Source organism: Micromonospora coerulea (assembly GCF_016598485.1).
GTDB lineage: Bacteria > Actinomycetota > Actinomycetes > Mycobacteriales > Micromonosporaceae > Micromonospora > Micromonospora coerulea.
Genome location: NZ_JAEMUW010000001.1, coordinates 456,773 through 476,742, shown reverse-complemented (window position 1 = coordinate 476,742; position 19,970 = coordinate 456,773). Strand labels below are relative to the sequence as shown.

12 protein-coding genes are annotated in these 19,970 nt (G+C 73.6%); 2 read left to right on the top strand and 10 right to left on the bottom strand.

What is annotated here, in order from left to right; translation table 11 throughout:
- Positions 1 to 9: 9 nt before the first annotated feature.
- Entirely contained in the window at positions 10 to 1,560 is a 1,551-nt protein-coding gene (locus tag I8N68_RS02285; RefSeq protein ID WP_200206868.1) for a GGDEF domain-containing protein, read from the top strand.
- Between the two features lie 95 nt (positions 1,561 to 1,655).
- Here I8N68_RS02285 and prfA read toward each other — a convergent pair whose 3' ends face one another.
- Positions 1,656 to 2,744 (bottom strand): peptide chain release factor 1, encoded by a 1,089-nt coding sequence (prfA, locus tag I8N68_RS02280; protein ID WP_200206866.1) that lies wholly within the window; start codon positions 2,742 to 2,744, stop codon positions 1,656 to 1,658.
- Positions 2,745 to 2,851: 107 nt separating this feature from the next.
- Complete coding sequence (gene rpmE, locus I8N68_RS02275) at positions 2,852 to 3,076, bottom strand: 50S ribosomal protein L31 (RefSeq protein ID WP_200206864.1); 225 nt, start codon at positions 3,074 to 3,076, stop codon at positions 2,852 to 2,854.
- A 267-nt stretch (positions 3,077 to 3,343) separates the two neighbouring features.
- Between rpmE and I8N68_RS02270 the strand changes: the two genes are divergently transcribed.
- Positions 3,344 to 4,240 (top strand): phosphatase domain-containing protein, encoded by an 897-nt coding sequence (locus I8N68_RS02270; protein WP_200206853.1) that lies wholly within the window; start codon positions 3,344 to 3,346, stop codon positions 4,238 to 4,240.
- Between the two features lie 50 nt (positions 4,241 to 4,290).
- On the opposite strand, the gene I8N68_RS02265 is transcribed toward I8N68_RS02270, so the two are convergent.
- The 8 genes from I8N68_RS02265 to lysA form a co-directional block, all read right to left on the bottom strand.
- Complete coding sequence (locus I8N68_RS02265; RefSeq protein ID WP_200206851.1) at positions 4,291 to 7,755, bottom strand: phosphodiester glycosidase family protein; 3,465 nt, start codon at positions 7,753 to 7,755, stop codon at positions 4,291 to 4,293.
- A 171-nt stretch (positions 7,756 to 7,926) separates the two neighbouring features.
- Positions 7,927 to 9,900: a transcription termination factor Rho gene (gene rho, locus I8N68_RS02260; RefSeq protein WP_200206843.1), complete on the bottom strand. Its 1,974-nt coding sequence runs from the start codon at positions 9,898 to 9,900 to the stop codon at positions 7,927 to 7,929.
- A gap of 294 nt (positions 9,901 to 10,194) precedes the next feature.
- Positions 10,195 to 11,133 (bottom strand): homoserine kinase, encoded by a 939-nt coding sequence (thrB, locus tag I8N68_RS02255; RefSeq protein ID WP_200206983.1) that lies wholly within the window; start codon positions 11,131 to 11,133, stop codon positions 10,195 to 10,197.
- A 68-nt stretch (positions 11,134 to 11,201) separates the two neighbouring features.
- Entirely contained in the window at positions 11,202 to 12,446 is a 1,245-nt protein-coding gene (locus I8N68_RS02250) for an MFS transporter (RefSeq protein ID WP_200206841.1), read from the bottom strand.
- A gap of 170 nt (positions 12,447 to 12,616) precedes the next feature.
- A complete protein-coding gene (locus I8N68_RS02245) occupies positions 12,617 to 15,889 on the bottom strand; it encodes an efflux RND transporter permease subunit (RefSeq protein WP_200206840.1) in 3,273 nt (1,090 codons plus the stop codon).
- 222 nt (positions 15,890 to 16,111) lie between these two features.
- On the bottom strand, positions 16,112 to 17,161 hold the full coding sequence (thrC, locus tag I8N68_RS02240; RefSeq protein WP_200206839.1) for a threonine synthase: 1,050 nt from the start codon (positions 17,159 to 17,161) through the stop codon (positions 16,112 to 16,114).
- 104 nt (positions 17,162 to 17,265) lie between these two features.
- Positions 17,266 to 18,591: a homoserine dehydrogenase gene (locus I8N68_RS02235; protein WP_200206838.1), complete on the bottom strand. Its 1,326-nt coding sequence runs from the start codon at positions 18,589 to 18,591 to the stop codon at positions 17,266 to 17,268.
- Positions 18,588 to 19,970, bottom strand: coding sequence for a diaminopimelate decarboxylase (gene lysA / locus I8N68_RS02230; RefSeq protein WP_200206837.1), 1,383 nt, complete (start codon positions 19,968 to 19,970; stop codon positions 18,588 to 18,590). The genes I8N68_RS02235 and lysA overlap by 4 nt, the downstream gene beginning before the upstream one ends.

The window sequence follows — 19,970 nt, the reverse complement described above, 5'->3', positions numbered from 1 at the left end:
AGGTCGCGGGTGGGTTGGCTCGACCGGGTCGACGACCAGGTTGACGCCCTCACGCACGCCCGGGCGCTGCAGGAGGCGAGCCGCTCGGCGGAGGCCTGCGCCATCCTCGACGGCGTCATCCGCACCACCACCGACCCGAACACCCGCGCCGACGCCCTGGTCCAGCGCCTCTCCGCACTGATCAATCTCGGTCGGACGGCGGAGTTCACCCGCGCCATCGAGGACGCGTCCGCCGCCACCCGCGACCTGGCCGAGCCGTACCTGCGCGGGCACCTCAACGCGCTGGCCGCGCTCGCCGCGCACCATCAGGGGGCGCTGGACCGCTGCGTCACCCACCTGGTCAAGGCCTCCCGCTGGCTGGGCACCGTCGACGATCCGGACCGGGACACCGCCTGGGGCTGGCACGACCTGGCGATGGCCTACTCCTACCTCAGCTTCCACGGTCACGCGCTCGGGGCGATCGAGCGGGCGCGCCAGGTCGGGCTGACCGCCGGCATTCCGGAGGAGACCTTCGCCGCCCCGGGCATCCGGCTGCGCAACGCGGTCGCGCTCGACCACAACGGGGACAGCGACGGCTGCCTGCGGGTGCTCCGGGACGTCGCCGGGGACCTCACCCGCTTCCTCCGCGCCGGCCGGGCCGGCAACCTGCGGCCGAGCAGCCTCGCCGCGTACGGGTACGCGGCGGCCCGCCGGGCCGTCCTCGGCGACCGGGTGGAGTCCGGGACCGACGCCGACCCGGCCCGCCTGCTCGGGCACGGCGGCGACAGCGCCCGCGCGCGGGACATGCGCCAACTCGGCGAGATCTGCCTGGCCATCGCCGACGGGCGGCCGATCGAGGCGGTGACCCGGCTGGAGGGCGCGCAGGTCTCCGCCGAGACGCTCGGCGCGGCCGAGCCGGCCCGGCTGCGCAGCATCGCCCTGGCCCGGGCCGGGGACCACGCCGCCGCGCACCGGGCCGACCGGCTCGCGTTCCGGCTGGCGGCGCAGCGCAGCGACCGGCTGCGCGACGTCTACATCGACGGGATCGCCGCCCGGATCGACCACGAGGAGATGCGCCGGGAGGCCGCCCGGTACGAGGGCGAGGCGCTCACCGACCCGCTCACCGGACTACCCAACCGCCGCCGTCTGGAGCGCTACATCGGGGCGGTGGTGGCCCGGGGCGAGCGGGTGGTGATCGGCGTCTGCGACCTGGACGGCTTCAAGGCGGTCAACACCCGGCACGGCCACCACTCGGGGGACCTGGTGCTCCAGCGGATCGCCGGGGTGATCAACCGGGTGATGCGGCGGGGCGACTTCGTGGCCCGCTACGGCGGGGACGAGTTCGTGGTGGTGCTGGCCGGCGCCGGGATGTCCGAGGCCGCCGAGGTGGCCCGCCGGATCGACGCGGCGATCCGCACCGAGGACTGGGAATCCCTGGTGCCCGGCACCCCGGTCGGGGTGAGCATCGGCTTCGCCGAGGTGAGCGGTTCCGGCGCCAGCCTGCGGGAGGCCCTGGGCACCGCGTTCGAGCTGGCCGACCGGGAGATGCTCCGCGCCAAGGCGCGCCTCCGCGCCTCCTGACCCCCTCGCTCCGCTAGCCCCTTTTCCCCGAAAGAGCGACCATTCTCCGGCGGATGGCCACTCTTTCCGGGAAAGTGCACGCCGGGGGGCGGGAGTCAGCGGCGGGTGAGTTCGGTCTCGCCGGCGAGGCGGGCGGCGCGGTCGGCCTCCGCCAGGGAGTCCAGGACGCCGTCCAGCTCCCCGGCCAGCGCCAGGTCCAGGTTGTACGCCGTGTAGCCGATCCGGTGGTCGGTGATCCGGTTCTGCGGGAAGTTGTAGGTGCGGATCCGCTCCGACCGGTCCACCGTCCGGACCTGGGCCTTCCGGGCGTCCGAGGCGGCCGCGTCGGCCTGCTCCTGGGCGGCGGCGAGCAGCCGGGCGCGCAGGATCCGCATCGCCTGCTCCCGGTTCTGGAGCTGGGACTTCTCGTTCTGGCAGGAGACCACGATCCCGGTCGGTACGTGCGTGATGCGGACCGCCGAGTCGGTGGTGTTCACCGACTGGCCGCCCGGGCCCGAGGACCGGAACACGTCGATCCGCAGGTCGTTCGGGTCGACGGTGACGTCGACGTCCTCGGCCTCCGGCAGCACGAGCACGCCGGCCGCGCTGGTGTGGATCCGCCCCTGCGACTCGGTGACCGGGACGCGCTGCACCCGGTGCACGCCGCCCTCCCACTTGAGCCGGGACCAGACGCCGTTGCCGCCCTCGGGCACGCCCTTGGTCTTGATCGCCAGCGAGACGTCCTTGACGCCGCCGAGGTCGGAGTCCTGCGCATCGATCACCTCGGTGAGCCAGCCGCGCCGCTCGGCGTACCGGGTGTACATCCGCAGCAGGTCGCCGGCGAACAGGGCCGACTCCTCGCCGCCCTCACCCGCCTTGATCTCGACGATGACGTCCTTGGCGTCGTGCGGGTCGCGCGGGATCAGCAGCTCCGCCAGCCGCTCCTCCAGCGCCGGCACCGTCGCCGCGATGGACTCCGCCTCCGCGGCGAACGCCGGGTCCTCGGCGGCCAGCTCCCGGGCGGCGACCAGGTCGGCCCGGGCCTGCTCCAGCTCGCCGGCCGCCTTGTGCAGCGGCACCAGTTCGGCGTAGCGGCGACCCACCCGCCGGGCGGTGCCCTGGTCGGCGTGGATGGCCGGGTCGGCGAGGCGCTTCTCGAGCTCGGCGTACTCGTCGAGGAGGGCGGCCAGGCGTTCACTGCTCATGCTGGGGGTGCTCCTTCGACGGGGATCGGACGGGGGGGCGTGAAGCGGCGGAAACGGACGAACGCCCGCGCCCGGCACGGAGCCGGACGCGGGCGTCGTCGGTGCAGCTACTTGGCCTTCTTGGCCTGAACCTTGGCGTACTTCTGCTGGAACTTCGCGACCCGACCGGCGGTGTCGAGAACGCGCTGCTTACCGGTGTAGAACGGGTGGCAGGCGCTGCAGGTCTCGACGTGGATGGCGCCGCCCTTGGCGGTGCTCCGGGTCTGGAAGGTGTTGCCGCAGGAGCAGCTGACCTCGGTGGTCACGTACTCCGGGTGGATGATGGGCTTCATGTCGCCTCGGTCCTTTCGTGGGTGGTCGCCGGGTCGCCGTCGGTCTCCCCGTCGCGTACGACGGGCTCGGGCGTGAACCGGAACCGCTGGCCGACTGACCAGTGTGCCATGGGCGTCGGCCGACCCGGCGAGCGGGCCGCACAGCTGGTCCGGCTGGCTCAACGCTCCCCTCCCCGTACGCATTCCCGCCCGCCTCGCGGGCATTCCGCACGACGTACCGTGGGATCCCGGCGCGGACCGGGACCGGACGAACCGGGGGTGCGCGGCATGTTCCGCCTGATCGCGACCCGGGGCCTGCCGGCCTCCGGCAAGACCACCTTCGCCCGCCGGCTGCAACCGGGTGTGGTGCGGGTCAACCGGGACGACCTGCGCCGGATGATGCACGGCGAGCGGCTCTTCACCCAGTGGGCCGAGGGACAGGTCACCAAGGCCCAGCGGGCCCAGGTGGAGGCGCTGCTGGCGGCCCGGGTGAGCGTCTGCGTGGACGACACCAACCTGCGCTCCCGGACGCTGCGGGACTGGGCGGAGCTGGCCGAACGGTTCGGTGCCGCGTTCGAGGTGCACGACTTCACCGACGTCCCGCTGGAGGAGTGCCTGCGCCGGGACACCGCGCGGCCGGAGGCCGACCGGGTCGGCGAGGCGGCGATCCGCCGGCTGCACGACCGCTACCTGGCCAACCGGTCGTTACCGTTACCGGTGCCGACGGCCCGTACGGGTCCGCCGGCCACGGTCCACCCACCCCATCCCGAGCCACCGGCGATCGTGCTGGTGGACATCGACGGCACGGTGGCGCTGAACGTCTCCCGCAGCCCGTACGACATGACCCGGGTGGCCGAGGACGCGCCGAACGACGCGGTCATCGCGGCGGTGCGGGCGATGCACGCGGCCGGTCACGGGGTGGTCTTCTGCTCCGGCCGGGACGCTTCAGCGCGGCCCGACACGGAGAGCTGGCTGGCCCGGCACGTCAAGGTGCCCTACCTGGCGCTGCACCTGCGGGCGATCGGCGACCACCGCAAGGACGCGATCGTGAAGCAGGAGATCTACGAGCGAGAGATCCGGGACCGGTACCGGGTGGTCGGCGTCTTCGACGACCGGATGCAGGTGGTCCGGATGTGGCGGTCGCTCGGCCTGACCGTCTTCCAGGTCGCCGAGGGCGACTTCTGACCGGCCGGCTCCGGGGCGCGGCACGACCCGACGCGCCCCGGAGCCGACGATCAGGCGGCGGGTGCCTCCCCAGGTGTCGCCGCCGCCGCGAGGGTGACCGTTGCTTCGGCGTGGACGCCGTTGACGGTCACCGCGAGCACCACCCGCTCGTCCGGTCGCAGCGCGGTCAGCTCACCGGAGGCCGGGTCGAATCGGGCCACGTGCCACGGCTTCACTCCGTCGGCCGGGCCGATGTGCAGGTTCGGCGAACCCGACCAGTCGGCGCTGACCGGGGCGGCCACCGGCACGGTACGCCCACCGGGCTGGGTCAGCGTCGCGGTGACGGCGGCCGGAGCGCCGAGAGCCACACTGGCCGGCGCGGCCAGGGCCAGCCGGTCGACGTGGGCATGGAACTCCGCGTCGACCCAGCGGGTCCCCTCGGCGAGCGGGTCGCGCCGGGCCCGCTCGGCCTCCTGCGGGGTGACCGGGTCGACGCCGAACTCGGTCCAGCCGGTGAAGCCGCCGAGCTGCGGCGGGGTGGACGGGTTCTTGCCAGAGTTGCCGTTGATCACGTACGGCACGCCGTCCACCCGGTCGGCGTGGAAGGTGCCGACGTGCCCGTTGACGAGGAGCGCCCCCTTGCCGGTGCGGTGCTGGAAGTCGGCCAGCCACTGCTCCACCAGCGCCGCCTCCTTCCGGTCGCCGAGCTGGCTGGCCTTGGCCGGGCTGGGATCGCGCGGGGGATGGTGGAAGAGCACGGCGACCGAGCCGACGGCCGGATCGGCGGCGGCGGAGTCGAGCGTCTCGCGGAGCAGCCGCACCTGGTCGAAGCCGCTGCCGCGCAGCGAGCCGGCGGAGCTGTTCAGCGTGACGAACCGGGTGCCGTCGTGGTCGAAGACCCGCGAGGTGTCGCCGAAGACGTTCCGGAAGTTGGTGATCGGGGCGCCCATGATCTCGTGGTTGCCGGGGACGTAGTACCAGGGCAGCTCGTCGCCCAGTTCCTCGTCGAGGATCCGCCTGGCGAGGGCGAAGTCGGCCGGGTACGCCGTGTCCACGAAGTCCCCGTCGATGATCAGGAAGTCCGGCTCCGCCGCCTTGACCTCGCGGAGCGTCCGGCGGGCCTGGGCGACCAGGTCGCTGTCCGGGTCGGCCGCGACGAACTGGGCGTCGGACAGCACCGCGAAGCGCCAGGGTGCGCCGTCCACCGTGCCGTCGCGGAGCACCACCCGGTCGGTGCGTGGCGGCTCGGGCGGCGCCTCGACCGTCGGGGGGACCTTCGCCACCAGGTCGTCGATGACGATCTCGCTGGTGTACTGCGCGGCCGGGTTGGTCTCCGCCACGTAGAACCGGCGGACCCGGACCGGGTACTGCACGCCGGCCGGCACCGCGAACTCGACGTACCTCCAGCCGGTCCAGGTGACGTACGGGCCGCGCAGCACGTGCTGGGTGTCCTGGGCGTCGTGCAGGTGCAGGCTCGGCCACTCCCCCTTGCCGTTGCCGTGGATCCACATGCCGAACGCCTGCGGCTGGCCGGGCACCTCGATCCAGGCCGGCGGGTCGGCGTACGCGGCACGGGTGCCGGTGGACTGGCTGAAGTCGTACGACAGCTTGAGACCCTGGCCGGTGTGGCCCGGCGCCGGGGCGACCGCCCCGCTGGCCCGGGCCTGGCTGAACTTCCACGCGGCGGCGTCGTCGAAGCCGGTGACCGGCACGTCGGTCAGGCCGACGGTGACCGGCAGCACGGTGGTCCGGCCGCCGACCCGGACGGTGACCAGGCCGGAGCCGCTGCCACCGAGCGCCGTGACGGAGAGGTTGCCGTCGGCGGTGGGGGTGACCTGGAGCAGGTTCCGGTCGTAGTCGAGCTTCAGGTCGGCCGGCTCGATCGGCGCGGTGTTCCCCTCGGCGTCGAAGCCGACCACCCCGAAGAGTCCGCTGTCGCCCTGCCGGTTCAGGCCGAGCCGGTCCACAGTGGAGTCGATCCGGTCCAGTGAGCCGAGCACGGTGAGGTCGAGGGTCCCGCTGGCCTCGTCCCGCCAGGCGGTGACGGTGCTGCGACCCGGCGCCCCCGCCCGGAAGACGCCGTCGTCGTCCACCGTGCCGTGCGCGGCCGGGTTGGCCCGCCAGCTCGGCGTCCCGGCGGCCGGGCCGTACGTCTCGTCGTAGCCGGCGGCGGTGAGCCGGCGGGTCAGGCCGGGGAAGACCCGGTCCGGGCGGCCACCGCGGATCGGGGCGACCCCGGGTGCGGCGGTCGGGTCGCTGGCGGTCTCCAGCCAGTACCCGGTGAGCCGGCCGCTGCCCTGGGGGGCGTAGATGGCCAGCCCGTTGGGGACGGGACGCTCGGTGCCGTCCGACGGACTGTTCTCCACCTGCACCGTGGCCGCGCCCGGTTCCCGGGCGAGCAGGGTCGAGGAGCCCCCGCCGTCGAGGTTCAGCGCGGTGTCCGCGCCCAGCTCGACCATCATCCGGCCCAGCTCGGTCTGGGTGACGCCGCGGCTGTCCACCTGTCGGCCGTCCACCGTCAACATGATCATTTTGCGTCCGTCGGCGGAAAACCCGACCGAGGTGCGCGGCGCGAGGGTCGGGTCGGCGATGCTCTGCACCACCCCGTCGCGGACCAGCACGTTGCCGCCGCCGACCGCGGCGCGCAGGCTCCCGCCGTCGGACGCCTTCGGCCGCCAGGCCACGTCGACCGGGTCACCGGGGCGCAGCGCGGCGAGCGTGTCCGCGCCGGCGTCCCGGCCCAGCAGCAGGGTCGTCCCGGCCGGGATCGGTCCGTCGCCGGCGGCGGTGGTCACGGCCGCGACTCGGCCGCCGGTCACCGCGACCTCGACGACCCGGGCCGCGCCGTCGACCGCCCGGGTGCGGGGGTACGAGCCCCAGAGCGGGGTGAAGACGCCGATGCCGTCCCGCTGCACCATGTTGTTGAACTGGGTCAGCGGCGCCGGCCCGGCGGGCAGCGTGGCGGTGCCCTCGAAGCCGACCTGGATGACCCGGCCCAGCCCTTCCGCGCTGATCGCGGCGGCGTTGGGGTGGCCGGCGATCGGCGACTGGACCAGTTCCCCGGAGCGGATGCCGACACCCTGGGCGGCACCGGAGTTGTTGATGTCGAAGAAGTCGCCGTTGACGGCGGCGACCGCCCGCGAGTGGTCCACCGCGGCTCGCAGCGGCTCGTCCCGGGTGACTGCGCCGGAGTTGACGTAGTCGACGGTCACGGCGCCGGAGAGGTTGGCGGTGAGCGCGTCGGCGCGCAGCCAGCCGTCGGCGTCGTACCGGTCGAAGGAGGTGAGGTCGAGCCCGGGAGCGACCGGGCGAGTGCTCTTCGCGGTCTCCAGACCGCCGGCCGGCTCGACGCGGGCCTCGCCGGCCAGCGCCACTGCGGAGGCGGGATAGGACGAGGCGGCGGGGGCGTCCTCGGCGGCCGTGCGGGTGCCGCCGGCGGACGCCGCGAGGACGGCCGGGGCCGGTCCGGGGAGGCCGAGCAGCGGCGTCAGCAGCAGGACGCCGAGGAGACGGACGGATCGACTGCGGGTACGCATGGACGACAGTCAACCCGATCCTGAACAGAAGTTTCAAGAGTCGACGGTTGAACCGAAGGAAAACTTCAGAGGTGCCGCGGGCCGTAACCGATGCCGACCGGCCTGGCCCGGACACGGAGAAGGGCACGGCCGGCCGGCCGTGCCCTTCTCGTCGCTCCTACCGGGCGGAGGTCACTCCCCCGGCGTGGACTTCGCGATCTGCATCAGGAACTCGATGTTGGTGCGGGACTGCTTGAGGCGGTCCAGCAGCAGGTCGAGCGCCGCCTGCGAGTCCAGCGAGTGCAGCACCTTGCGGAGCTTGTGGATGATCGCCAGCTCCTCCGGCGCGAGCAGGACCTCCTCCTTGCGGGTGCCGGAGGGGTTGATGTCGATCGCCGGGAAGACCCGCTTGTCGGCGATCTTCCGGTCCAGCTTGAGCTCGGCGTTACCGGTGCCCTTGAACTCCTCGAAGATGACCGTGTCCGCCATGGACCCGGTCTCCACCAGCGCGGTGGCGAGGATGGTCAGCGAGCCGCCGTTCTCGATGTTGCGGGCCGCGCCGAGGAACCGCTTCGGCGGGTAGAGCGCGGTGGAATCGATACCACCCGACATGATCCGGCCGGAAGCCGGCGCCGCCAGGTTGTACGACCGACCGAGCCGGGTCACCGAGTCGAGCAGCACGACCACGTCGTGGCCCAGCTCGACCAGGCGCTTCGCGCGCTCGATCGCCAGCTCCGCCACCGTGGTGTGGTCCTGCGGCGGACGGTCGAACGTGGCCGCGATGACCTCGCCCTTCACCGACCGCTGCATGTCGGTGACCTCTTCGGGCCGCTCGTCGACCAGCACCACCATCAGGTGGCACTCCGGGTTGTTGTGGGTGATCGCGTTCGCGATCGCCTGCAACACCATCGTCTTACCCGCCTTCGGCGGCGAGACGATGAGCGCCCGCTGGCCCTTGCCGATCGGCATGACCAGGTCGATCACCCGGGTGGTCAGGATGTGTGGCTCGGTCTCCAGCCGCAGCCGCTCCTGCGGGTACAGCGGGGTCAGCTTGTAGAACTCCGGCCGACGCTTGGCCTCGTCCGGCTCCATCCCGTTGATGGTGTCGAGCCGGACCAGCGGGTTGTACTTGTCGCGCCGCTGCTCGCCGCCCTCGCGGGCCGCCGCCCGTACCGCACCGGTGATCGCGTCACCGCGGCGCAGGCCGTACTTCTTGATCTGGGACATCGAGACGTAGACGTCGTTCGGTCCGGCCAGGTAGCCGGTGGTCCGGACGAAGGCGTAGTTGTCGAGCACGTCGATGATGCCGGCCACCGGGACGAGCACGTCGTCCTCGCTGACCTGCGGCTCGCGGCCGCCACCCTCGTTGACGCCCTCGACCCGGTCGCCCCGGCCACGCCGACGGTCCCGGAACCGGCTGCGCCGGCCGCGCCGGCCGCCGCCCTCGCCGTCGTCGTCAGAGTCGTTGTCGCGCTCGGCGCGCTGGCCACGGTCGTTGCGGTCACCGCGGTCACCGCGGTCGTTGCGGTCGTTGCGGTCGCCCCGCTCGGTGCGCTCGCCCCGCTCGGTGCGCTCGCCGCGCTCGCCGCCGCGCTCAGCCCGCTCACGGTCACCGCCACGCTCGGCACCGCGCTCGACACGCTCGGCACCGCGCTCGACACGCTCGGCCCGCTCGGCACCGCGCTCGCGGCCGCCGCGGCCCTCGCCACGCTCGGCGCGCTCGCCGGTCTCGGCCGGAGCCTCTTCGGTACGCGCCTCGGTCGTCGCAGCACGGCCACGACGGGTCCGGGTACGACCCTCGGTCACCTCGGCGGCCGGAGCCGCCGGCGCCTGCTCGGCGGGGCGACGCTCGGTCTCAGCCCGCTCCTGTGGCACCTCGGCGTGCACCTCTTCCCGGGCCGGAGCGGCCGCGGCCGCGACCTCGGCCCGCGGTCGAGGGGTCCCGGCGGCGGCGCCGCCCTGCCGCTCGGTGATCGCGCTGATCAGCTCGCCCTTGCGCATGCGAGCCGTACCGGAGATACCGAGCGACGCGGCCAGGCTCTGCAGCTCTGGCAGCAGCATCGCCGACAGGCCGGTACCGCTGCGCCGACGGCGTGTGGGGGCGGCGGTGGTGGCATCGCCAGCGACGTTGGAAACATCCGACGTCACGTCGGTGGTGTCGCTCAATGGATTCCTTCCCTCGATAGGCCGGGACTGCCCGGAGTCGAAAACCAGGTGGCCGGGCGGCCTCGGTGCACCCGCCTCGCATGACGCGTCGCGGGAGTCTGTGACACAGCAGCCGGTCGGTTTCCCGACTCACCAACATCGGTGAGCAGGTCTCGCCGTCTGCGGCGACCTGTGGAAACTGCGGTGCGGCGTGGGCCTTTGGCAGGGGTGACGGGCTGACCGCCGAGAGCTTCGGGGGTGCGCCGACCCGCAGGAGATCGCATGCTTCGCGGCTGTGCTAAGTCTAGAGCGTAATCAACTCTTCCGACCTGCGGCAACAGGGTCCCGCTCGGCGTGTCCAAGTCTACCCCGGGCGACCCGGGCACCGCTGACATCTATCGGCAACTGTCGGAGCTGCCAGTCTGTTCCCGCGTCGAAGCCCTCCGACACCTCGGTCAGGGCCAGCACCGTCGGGCCCGCCCCACTGACCACAGCCGCCACACCAGCCTCGCGCAGCACGCTGACCAGGGCGTCGGTGGCCGGCATCCCGGCGGCCCGGTAGTCCTGGTGCAGCCGGTCGACGGTGGCCGGCAGCAGCAGCTCCGGCGCCGCGGTCAGCGCGTGCACCAGCAGCGCCGCCCGGCCCGCGTTCAGCGCGGCGTCGGCGTGCGGCACCGTCGCCGGCAGGGCCGCCCGCGCGGTGGCCGTCAGGCCTCGTACGGCGGGCACGAAGACGGTCGGTCGGACACCGTCGGCGACGGCCAGCGACACCGCCCGCGCCCCCGACGGCTCGGTCCAGGCGATGGTGAAGCCGCCGAGCAGGCAGGGCGCCACGTTGTCGGGGTGCCCCTCGATCTCCGCGGCCAGCCGCAACGCCGCGTCGTCGTCGAGCCGCGCGGCGCCGTCGTCGACCAGCGCGCGGGCCAGCAGCACGCCGGCGACGATGGCCGCCGAGGAGGAACCCAGGCCGCGGGCCTGCGGGATCCGGTTGACGCACTCCAGCGCCAGGCCCGGCGGCTGCCCGCCCAGCACGTCGAAGGCGGCCCGCATGGAGGTCACGACCAGGTGCCGCTCTCCGGCGGGGAGCGCGCCGGCCCCCTCCCCGGTGACCGTCACCCGCACGTCGCCCGAGGTCACCTCGGCCGCCACGTCGTCGTAGAGCCCCAGTGCCAGCCCGAACGCGTCGAAACCCGGGCCCAGGTTCGCGCTGGTCGCGGGCACCCGGACCCGGACGGGACCGGAGGTGAAAGTCATCGGCACCGGCTCATGCTAGGGCTCCGGGCCGACATCGCCGACGGTCCGCCCGACCCATGGGACTGGCGTCAGGAGGTGCGGGTCGGCTCCGGCTCGGTCGTCGGGTCGCTGAGGGACAGCCGGCGGGTGGCCAGCCGCCAGCCGACCGCGTACACCAGGGTGACCAGCCCGCAGCCGGCCAGCACGGTCCGCTCGCTCACCGCGTCCACCACCAGGGCCACCACCAGCTGGCTGACCGAGATGGCCAGCGTCGCCAGCATCATGTCGGTCGCGAAGACCCGCCCGCGCAACCGGTCCGGCACCTCACCCTGGAGGGCGTAGTTGGAGAGCACCCAGTTGCTGCCGCCGCCGAAGTGGGCGAGGAAGACGAGCACCAGCACCAGCGGGAACCAGCTGACCACCGAGCCGCCCAGGTAGGCCAGGCCGTACAGGGACATCGACAGGGCGAGGCCGGGCAGCAGCCAGACCCGGTTGGTGAGCACCCGCCGCATCAGGATCGGCCCGACCAGGGCGCCCGCACCCCGGGACGCGAAGAGCAGGCCGGCGCCGACGGCGCCGACCCCGTACACGCCGGCGAGCAGCGGGAACACGGTCAGCACCCCGTTGCCCAGCCCGACCGCCGACTTCACGGTGACCAGCGCCAGCACCCGGGGCCGGTGGCCGATGTAGCCCAGCGCCTCCCGGATCGCCGGCCAGGTGCGCTGCACCGGGCCGCCGGGCTCCCGGGGAGACTGCAACGGCCGGCGGATCAGCGTGGCCAGGCCCGCCGCGAGCGCCAGGCCGGCCGCCGCCACCCAGAAGCAGGCGTACGGGCCGGCGGCGGCACTCAGGATGCCGCCGAGCGAGGCGCCGACGACCGTCATGGTGCCCCAGGCGGACCCCGCGACGGCGTTGCCGGCGGCGAGGTCTTCCGGGTCGAGCACGTTGGGCAGGGCGGCCTGGGCGGCGGGCGAGTAGAAGGCCTTCGCCACCGCGACGGCGCCGATCGCCACCATCGCCAGCCAGGCCGTGCCGGCGCTGCGGACGCCGAGCAGCAGCAGGACGGCGGCCAGGGCGGCGACGTTGGCCACCATCATGATCTTCCGGCGGTCGAACCGGTCCGCGATGGTGCCGGTGTACGGCAGCATCAGCGCCACCGTGCCGGTGTCCACGGCGAGCACCAGCGCACCCCACACCCCGCTGCCGGTCAGCTGAGGCAGGAGCACCAGCAGGGGCACCATGACGAACCAGTCGGCCCCGAAGACCACCAGCTCGGCGAGGAAGAGGTTGCGGAAGTCGCGGTTGCGGACGAGGACCGAAAGGGTGGGTGACACGCCGGAACCCTATCGGGCCGGTCCGCCGAGGGTGCTGCGCCCGAGCAGCTGGGAGATGGTCAGGAAGGTGTGGCCGGGGTCCCGCAACCCGGTGATCACCACACGCACCGGGCCGAGACGGGAGACGCCCCCGGCGGCCGAGCCTGCCGGGGGCGTCCTGGTTCATCCGCTCACTCGGTGGGCGGCAGCGGCGACTGCCGACTCTTCGGCAGACGCAGCACCTCGAACTGATCGGTCCCGTCGAGCAGCGCCGCCGACGGCGTCGGCCGGGCCGGGCCGGCCGTCGACCGCCCGGCCGTCGACGCCTCCACCCGCTGGCCGCCGGCCCCGACGCCGGCGGGCACCGGGTCCCCGGCCGGCGCCGGCCCGACGCCGGCGGCACCACCGGTACGACGCGCCCGCCATGCCCGCAGCGACTCCTTGGTGCGTTCCACCATCGTGTAGAGCGTCGGCACCAGGATCAGGGTCAGCAGCGTCGAGCTGAGCAGGCCGCCGATCACCACCACGGCCAGCGGCTGCGAGATGAAGCCGCCCTCGCCGGTGAGCCCGAGGGCCATCGGCAGCAGCGCGAAGATGGTGGCGACCGCGGTCATCAGGATCGGGCGCAGCCGGCGCCGGCCGCCCTCGACCACCGCCTCGGTCACGCCCATCCCCTGCGCCCGGTACTGGTTGATCAGGTCGAGCAGCACGATCGCGTTGGTGACCACGATGCCGACCAGCATCAGCACGCCGATCAGCGCCGGCACGCCCAGCGGCGTCCCGGTCGCCAGCAGCAGCCCGATCGCGCCGGTGGCGGCGAACGGGATGGAGATCAGCAGGATCAGCGCCTGGGTCAGGCTGCGGAACGTGCCCACCATGATCAGGAAGACGATCGCGATCGCGGCCAGCACGGCCAGCCCCAGGTCGGCGAAGGCCTCCTTCTGGTCCGCGCTGACGCCGCCCACGGTGAACGTCGCCCCCGGCACGTCCAGCGCGTCCAGCCGCTTCTGCAGCTCCTGCGTGGTCGCGCCGAGGTTGGAGCCGGTGGCCGTACCGGTGACGGAGACGCTGCGCTCGCCGTCGATCCGGGTCACCTGCTGCGGCCCCTCCACCTGGTTGACGTCGGCGATGGCGTCCAGCTTCACCCGCCCGACCGGCAGCGCCCGCAGCTCGGCCACGCTCAGCGGCGGGCGAGCCCCGGTGCGCAGCACGACGTCCTGCGGACCCCCGTCGAGCGTGACCTGGCCCAGCGGCGCCCCCCGGTACGCCTGGGCGACGAGCTGCCCCACCGCCGCCTCGGTCAGCCCGGCGCGGGCCGCCGCGACCCGGTCGACGGCGACGTCGATCCGGGGCACCCGGTCGGCCAGGCTGGTGGAGACGTCCTCGACCCCCGGCGTACCGGCCATCGCGCCGCGGGCGGCCTCCGCGGCCCGGGTCAGCGCCTCGGGATCGGCGGCCTGCACGATCACCTCGAGCTGGTTGGCGGAGGAGCTCTGCCCGGCGCCGAAGCTGAGCTCACCGGCGTCCGGGCCGAGGGCGTCGAACTCCTTGCGCAGGGTCCGCCGGGCCTCCGCCGCGTCGGTTCCCTCGTCGAGGGCGACCGAGAAGGTGGCCCGGTTGTTGCCGCCGCCACCCGCCCACGGCTGGTCGTTGCCGCCGGCGCTGACCTGGTACGTCTGCACGCCCTCGGTCCGCGCTAGCACCGCCTCGACCTTCGCGGCGGCCTGGTCGGTGCCGGTCAGGCCGGTGCCCGGCGGCAGCTCCTGGGTGATGGTCAAGGTGTCCTGGCCGGAGTCGTCCAGGAAGTTGGTCTCCAGCTTCTGCGCGAGGCCGAAGGTGCCGAGCAGCACGAGCAGCCCCAGCGCGACGGTGATCCAGCGGGTCCCCCAGGACCGGGTGGCGAAGCCGATCGCCGGCAGGTACGCGCGCTGCAACGGGCTGCGCAGCTCCTTCTCCTCGGCGGCGCGGCGGGCCGCCGCGTCGTCCACCCCGCCGCGGCGCGGCTTCAGGAACCAGTAGGCCAGCACCGGGATCACGGTCAGCGAGACCAGCAGCGAGGCCAGCAGGGCGACCGTCACGGTGATCGCGAAGGGCGCGAAGAGCTGCCCGACGAAGCCGCCGACCAGCGCGATCGGCGCGAAGACGGCGACCGTGGTGAGCGTGGAGGCGGTCACCGCACCGGCCACCTCGCGGACGGCGCCGAGGATGGCGGGCCGCTTCGGCTCGCCGTACTCCAGGTGCCGTTTGATGTTTTCCAGCACCACGATGGAGTCGTCGACGACCCGGCCCACGGCGATGGTGAGCGCGCCCAGGGTCAGCAGGTTGAGCGAGTAGTCGCCGGCCCACAGCGCGATCAGCGCGACCAGCACGGACAGCGGAATGGAGACCGCGGTGACCAGGGTGGAGCGGACGGAGAGCAGGAAGACCAGGATCACCAGGACCGCCATCAGCAGGCCGAGCAGGCCCTCGGTGGTCAGGCTCTCGATGGACCGCTCGACGAACGGGGCCTGGTCGAAGACGACCGTCAGGTCCGCGCCGGAGGCGGTCTTCAGGTCGTCGAGCCGGTCGCGGATCTCGTGGGAGATCTCCACCGCGTTGCCGTCGGGGGTGGCGGTCACGGCGATGCCCAGGCTCGGCTTGCCGTTGGTGCGGGTGATCGCGGTGGCCGGCGCGAGCTGCTGCTCCACCCGGGCCACGTCGCCGAGCCGGACCGGGGCGGCGGGCGCGGTGGCCAGCACGATGCCGCGCAGGTCCTCGACGGTCCGCACCGGGGTGCCGACCTGGACCGGAAGCGACCGCGTGCCGTCGGCGACGGCGCCGGCCGGCACCGCGACGCCGTTGGTCTTGAGCGCCTGCGCGATGGCGGTGGGGGCGAGCCGGGCCGCGGCCAGCTTTGCCGCGACGGGGGTGATCAGCACGACCTGGTCGCGGGTGCCGGTCACCTCGACCGTGCGGACCCCGTCCAGGCCTTCCAGCTCCGGTACGACGGTCTGGCGCAGCTTGTCGGCCAGCGCCCGCTCGTCGTCGCCGCCAGCCGCGGCCAGGACCACGGCGGGCAGGTCGTCGGTGCTGCCGGCGATGACCTGCGGGTCCACCCCCGCCGGCAGTTGGGCGTCGATCCGGTTCAGCGCGGTCTGCATCTTGTTCACCACGTCGGCCAGGTCGGTGCCGAACTCGTACTGCACCTGGACGGTGGTGGAGCCCTCGCGGGAGGTGGAGGTGACCTTGTCCAGCCCCGGGATGCTCTGGATGCTGTTCTCGATCGGCTCGGTGACCTGGGACTCGACGATCTCCGGCGCGGCGCCCGGGTACGCCGCGACGATGAACGCCGCCGGGAACTCCAGCGACGGCAGCAGCTGCTGCTTCAGCGACGGCACGGCGTACGCCCCGAACGCCGTCGTGACCAGCGCGATGAGGGCGACCAGCCCCCGGTTGGCGAGGCTGAATCTGGCGAGCAGCGACATCGGCGTGGCTCACTCCTGAGGAAGGGTCTGCGCGGTAGCCAGAGTCTGCCCGACCCGGTCCACCCACCCCCACCCACCCCCGGTTGCCCCGCCCGTCCCGCCGGCCCCACCCGTCCCCAACCGAGCGAACACACCGGTTGATCGCGACGTTGTTGTCGCGACACGCCGAGCCGGGTGACAACAACTTCATGATCAACCCGGCGACGGGCGAGGGGGAGGGGGTTAGACGAGGTCCAGGGAGCGGGCGGCGGCCAGGGGGTCGTTGGCGATGGTGACCGGGGCGGGGGCCGTCGAGATCGCCCACTCCGGATCCTTGAGGCCGTGGCCGGTGACCGTGCAGACCACGGTGGAGCCGGCCGGGACCTTGCCGGCGGCGGCCTGCTGGAGCAGGCCGGCCACGCTGGCCGCGCTGCCCAGCTCGACGAAGACGCCGACCTCCCGGGCGAGCAGCCGGTAGGCCGCCAGGATCTCCCGGTCGGTCACCGCGGCGATCAGGCCGTCGGAGGCGTCCCGGGCGTCGACCGCCTTGGTCCAGCTCGCCGGGTTGCCGATCCGGATGGCGGTGGCGATGGTCGACGGCTCCGGCACCACCTGCCCGGTGACGATGGGTGCCGCGCCGGCGGCCTGGAAGCCGTACATCTTCGGGGCCCTGGTGGCGTGGCCGTGGTGCAGGTCCTCCGAGTAGCCCATCCAGTAGGCGGAGACGTTGCCGGCGTTGCCGACCGGCAGGCAGTGGATGTCCGGCGCGTCACCGAGCGCCTCGACGATCTCGAAGGCGGCCGTCTTCTGCCCGTGCAGCCGGTCGATGTTGACCGAGTTGACCAGGGCCACCGGGTAGTCCTGGGCGAGCTTGCCGGCCAGGGCCAGGCAGTCGTCGAAGTTGCCCTGGACCTGGAGCAGCTTCGCGCCGTGCACCAGCGCCTGGGCCAGCTTGCCCAGCGCGATCTTGCCCTGCGGCACCAGCACGGCGCAGGTGATCCCGGCGCGGGCGGCGTACGCCGCGGCGGAGGCGCTGGTGTTGCCGGTCGAGGCGCAGATGATCGCCTTGGCACCGGATTCGACCGCCCGGGAGACGGCGACCGTCATGCCGCGGTCCTTGAACGAGCCGGTCGGGTTCGCCCCCTCGACCTTGAGGTGCACCTCGCAGCCGAGCCGGGCGGAGAGCACCGGCGCGGGCAGCAGCGGGGTGTTCCCCTCGTGCAGGGTGACGACCGGGGTGGCGTCGGTGACCGGCAGCCGGTCCCGGTACGTCTCGATCAGACCCCGCCACATGTCGCTCTCCTCGCCTCTACCGGCCCTGTCGCACGTCAAGCGTGGACCAGCAGCCCGGGCCGCCGCCCGGCACGTCCGCCCCTAACCACCTGGCGGGACACGGTTCACGCCCCGCCCTCGACCCGCAGCACGCTGGTCACCGAGCGGACGATCTCCAGCCCGCGCAGCTCCCGGACGGTGGCCGCGAGCGCGGCGTCCGGCGCCACGTGGGTGACGATGACCAGCTCGGCGTCGGAGCCCCGGCCGGCCGGGCCGCCCCCCGCCGGGCTCTGCCGCACGGTGGCGATGGAGACCTCCTGCCGGGCGAACACCCCGGCCACCGCCTCCAGCACACCGGGACGGTCGGCCACGTCGAGGCTGATGTGGTAGCGGGTCAGGGCCTCCCCCATCGGCCGCACCGCCAGGTCGGCGTACGCCGACTCGCTGGCCGCGTGCACCCCGGCGAGCCGGTTGCGGGCCACCGCCACCACGTCGCCGAGCACAGCGCTGGCGGTCGGCGCGCCGCCCGCGCCCCGCCCGTAGAACATCAGCTGCCCGGCCGCCTCGGCCTCGACGAAGACCGCGTTGAACGCGTCACCGACGCCGGCCAGCGGGTGGGTCAGCGGGATCATCGCCGGGTGCACCCGCACGCTGACCGACTCCCGGCCCGCCGGGTCGGTGTTCCGGGCGGCGATGCAGAGCAGCTTGATCGTGCAGCCCATCGCCCTGGCGCTGGCCACGTCGGCGGCGGTCACCGCGGTGATGCCCTCGCGGTGCACGTCGGCGGCGGTGACCCGGGTGTGGAACGCCAGCGAGGCGAGGATGGCGGCCTTGGCGGCGGCGTCGAAGCCCTCCACGTCGGCCGTCGGGTCCGCCTCGGCGTACCCCAGCTCGGTCGCCTCCTCCAGTGCCTCGGCGAAGCCGGCGCCGGTGGCGTCCATCGCGGAGAGGATGAAGTTGGTGGTGCCGTTGACGATCCCGGTGACCCGGTTGATCCGGTCGCCGTGCAACGACTCGCGCAGCGGGCGCAGCAGCGGGATCGCCCCGGCGACGGACGCCTCGTAGTAGAGGTCGGCGCCGCCCTCGGCGGCCGCGTCGTGCAGGGCGGCTCCGTCCTCGGCCAGCAGCGCCTTGTTGGCGGTGACCACGCTCTTGCCCGCGCGCAGCGCCTCGACCAGCCAGCTCCGGGCCGGCTCGATGCCGCCGACCACCTCCACCACGATGTCCACGTCGTCGCGCTTGATCAGCCCGAGCGGGTCGGTGGTGAACAGGGCGGGGTCGACCGGCAGGTCGCCGCGGTCGCGGCCGACCCGGCGCACGGCGATGCCGGCGATCTCCAGCGGAGCGCCGATCCGGGCGGCAAGGTCGGCCGACTGCTCGTGCAGCAGCCGCACCACGTCGCTGCCGACCGTGCCGCAGCCGAGCAGCGCCAAGCGGACAGGTGAGGTCATCCGACATCCAATGCGAGCAGGTCGTCTTCGGTCTCCCGGCGAACGATCAGCCGGGCCCGACCGTCACGGACGGCGACGACCGGGGGCCGCGGGACATGGTTGTAGTTGCTGGCCATGCTCCGGCAGTACGCCCCGGTGCCGGGCACCGCGACAAGATCTCCGGGCTGCACGTCGGCGGGCAGGAATTCATCCTTCACCACGATGTCCCCGGACTCACAGTGCTTTCCCACCACGCGGGCGAGCAGCGGCTCCGCCGTCGAGGCCCGGTTGGCCACCGTCGCGGAGTACGACGCGTCGTAGAGCGCGGTGCGGATGTTGTCGCTCATCCCGCCGTCCACGCTCACGTACGTCCGGATCCCGTCGACGTCCTTGACCGTGCCGACCTCGTAGAGGGTGAAGACGGCGGGCCCGACGATGGCCCGGCCGGGCTCGATGGAGAGGTGCGGCACGGCGAGCTTCTCGGCCGCGCACTCCCCGTCGACGATCTTGCGGAGCCGCTTCGCCAGGTCGTGCGGCGCGGCCGGGTCGTCCTGGGTGGTGTACGCGATGCCGAAGCCGCCGCCCAGGTCCAGCTCGGGCAGCTCCACGCCGCGGGCGTCGCGGATCTGCGCCTGGAGGCCGAGCACCCGGCGGGCGGAGACCTCGAAGCCGCTGGCGTCGAAGATCTGCGACCCGATGTGCGAGTGCAGCCCGCGCAGCTCCAGCACGTCCTCGTCGATGACCTTGAAGGCCGCCGCCGCGGCCGCCCCGCCGGCCAGCGAGAAACCGAACTTCTGGTCCTCGTGCGCGGTGGCGATGAACTCGTGGGTGTGCGCCTCCACGCCGACCGTCACCCGGATCAGCACCCGGGGGCGGACGCCGCGCTCGCGGGCCAGCGCGGTGAGCCGGTCGATCTCGGTGAACGAGTCGAGGATGATCCGGCCGACCCCGGCGTCCAGGGCCCGGCTCAGCTCGGCCACGGACTTGTTGTTGCCGTGGAAGCCGAGCCGCTCCGGGGGCATCCCCGCCGACAGGGCGGTCGCCAGCTCCCCGCCGGTGCAGACGTCGAGGAACAGCCCCTCCTCGGCGATCATGCGGACCACCGCGCGGCAGAGGAACGCCTTGCCGGCGTAGTAGACGTCGGCGTCCGGGAAGGCGGCCCGGAAGTCGCGGCAGCGCGACCGCAGGTCGTCCTCGTCGAGGACGTACACCGGGGTGCCGTACTCCGCGGCGAGGTCGCGGACACTGAGTCCGGCGATGGCGAGCGCGCCGTCGGCGGCCCGGGTCACGTTGCGCGGCCAGAGCTGCGGCACCAGGGCGTTGACGTCGCCCGGCGGACGCAGCCAGGGCGGGCGGCTGCCGATGTCACCGTGCAGGGCACCGGCCTCGTGAGCGCGCAT

Excerpts from the sequence above, each read along its gene's own strand:
- prfA (WP_200206866.1), bottom strand. The coding sequence starts at position 2,744 with ATGAGCAGTGAACGCCTGGCCGCCCTCCTCGACGAGTACGCCGAGCTC.
- rpmE (WP_200206864.1), bottom strand. The coding sequence starts at position 3,076 with ATGAAGCCCATCATCCACCCGGAGTACGTGACCACCGAGGTCAGCTGC.
- I8N68_RS02270 (WP_200206853.1), top strand. The coding sequence starts at position 3,344 with ATGTTCCGCCTGATCGCGACCCGGGGCCTGCCGGCCTCCGGCAAGACC.
- I8N68_RS02265 (WP_200206851.1), bottom strand. The coding sequence starts at position 7,755 with ATGCGTACCCGCAGTCGATCCGTCCGTCTCCTCGGCGTCCTGCTGCTG.
- thrB (WP_200206983.1), bottom strand. The coding sequence starts at position 11,133 with ATGACTTTCACCTCCGGTCCCGTCCGGGTCCGGGTGCCCGCGACCAGC.
- I8N68_RS02245 (WP_200206840.1), bottom strand. The coding sequence starts at position 15,889 with ATGTCGCTGCTCGCCAGATTCAGCCTCGCCAACCGGGGGCTGGTCGCC.
- thrC (WP_200206839.1), bottom strand. The coding sequence starts at position 17,161 with ATGTGGCGGGGTCTGATCGAGACGTACCGGGACCGGCTGCCGGTCACC.
- I8N68_RS02235 (WP_200206838.1), bottom strand. The coding sequence starts at position 18,591 with ATGACCTCACCTGTCCGCTTGGCGCTGCTCGGCTGCGGCACGGTCGGC.
- lysA (WP_200206837.1), bottom strand. The coding sequence starts at position 19,970 with ATGCGCGCTCACGAGGCCGGTGCCCTGCACGGTGACATCGGCAGCCGC.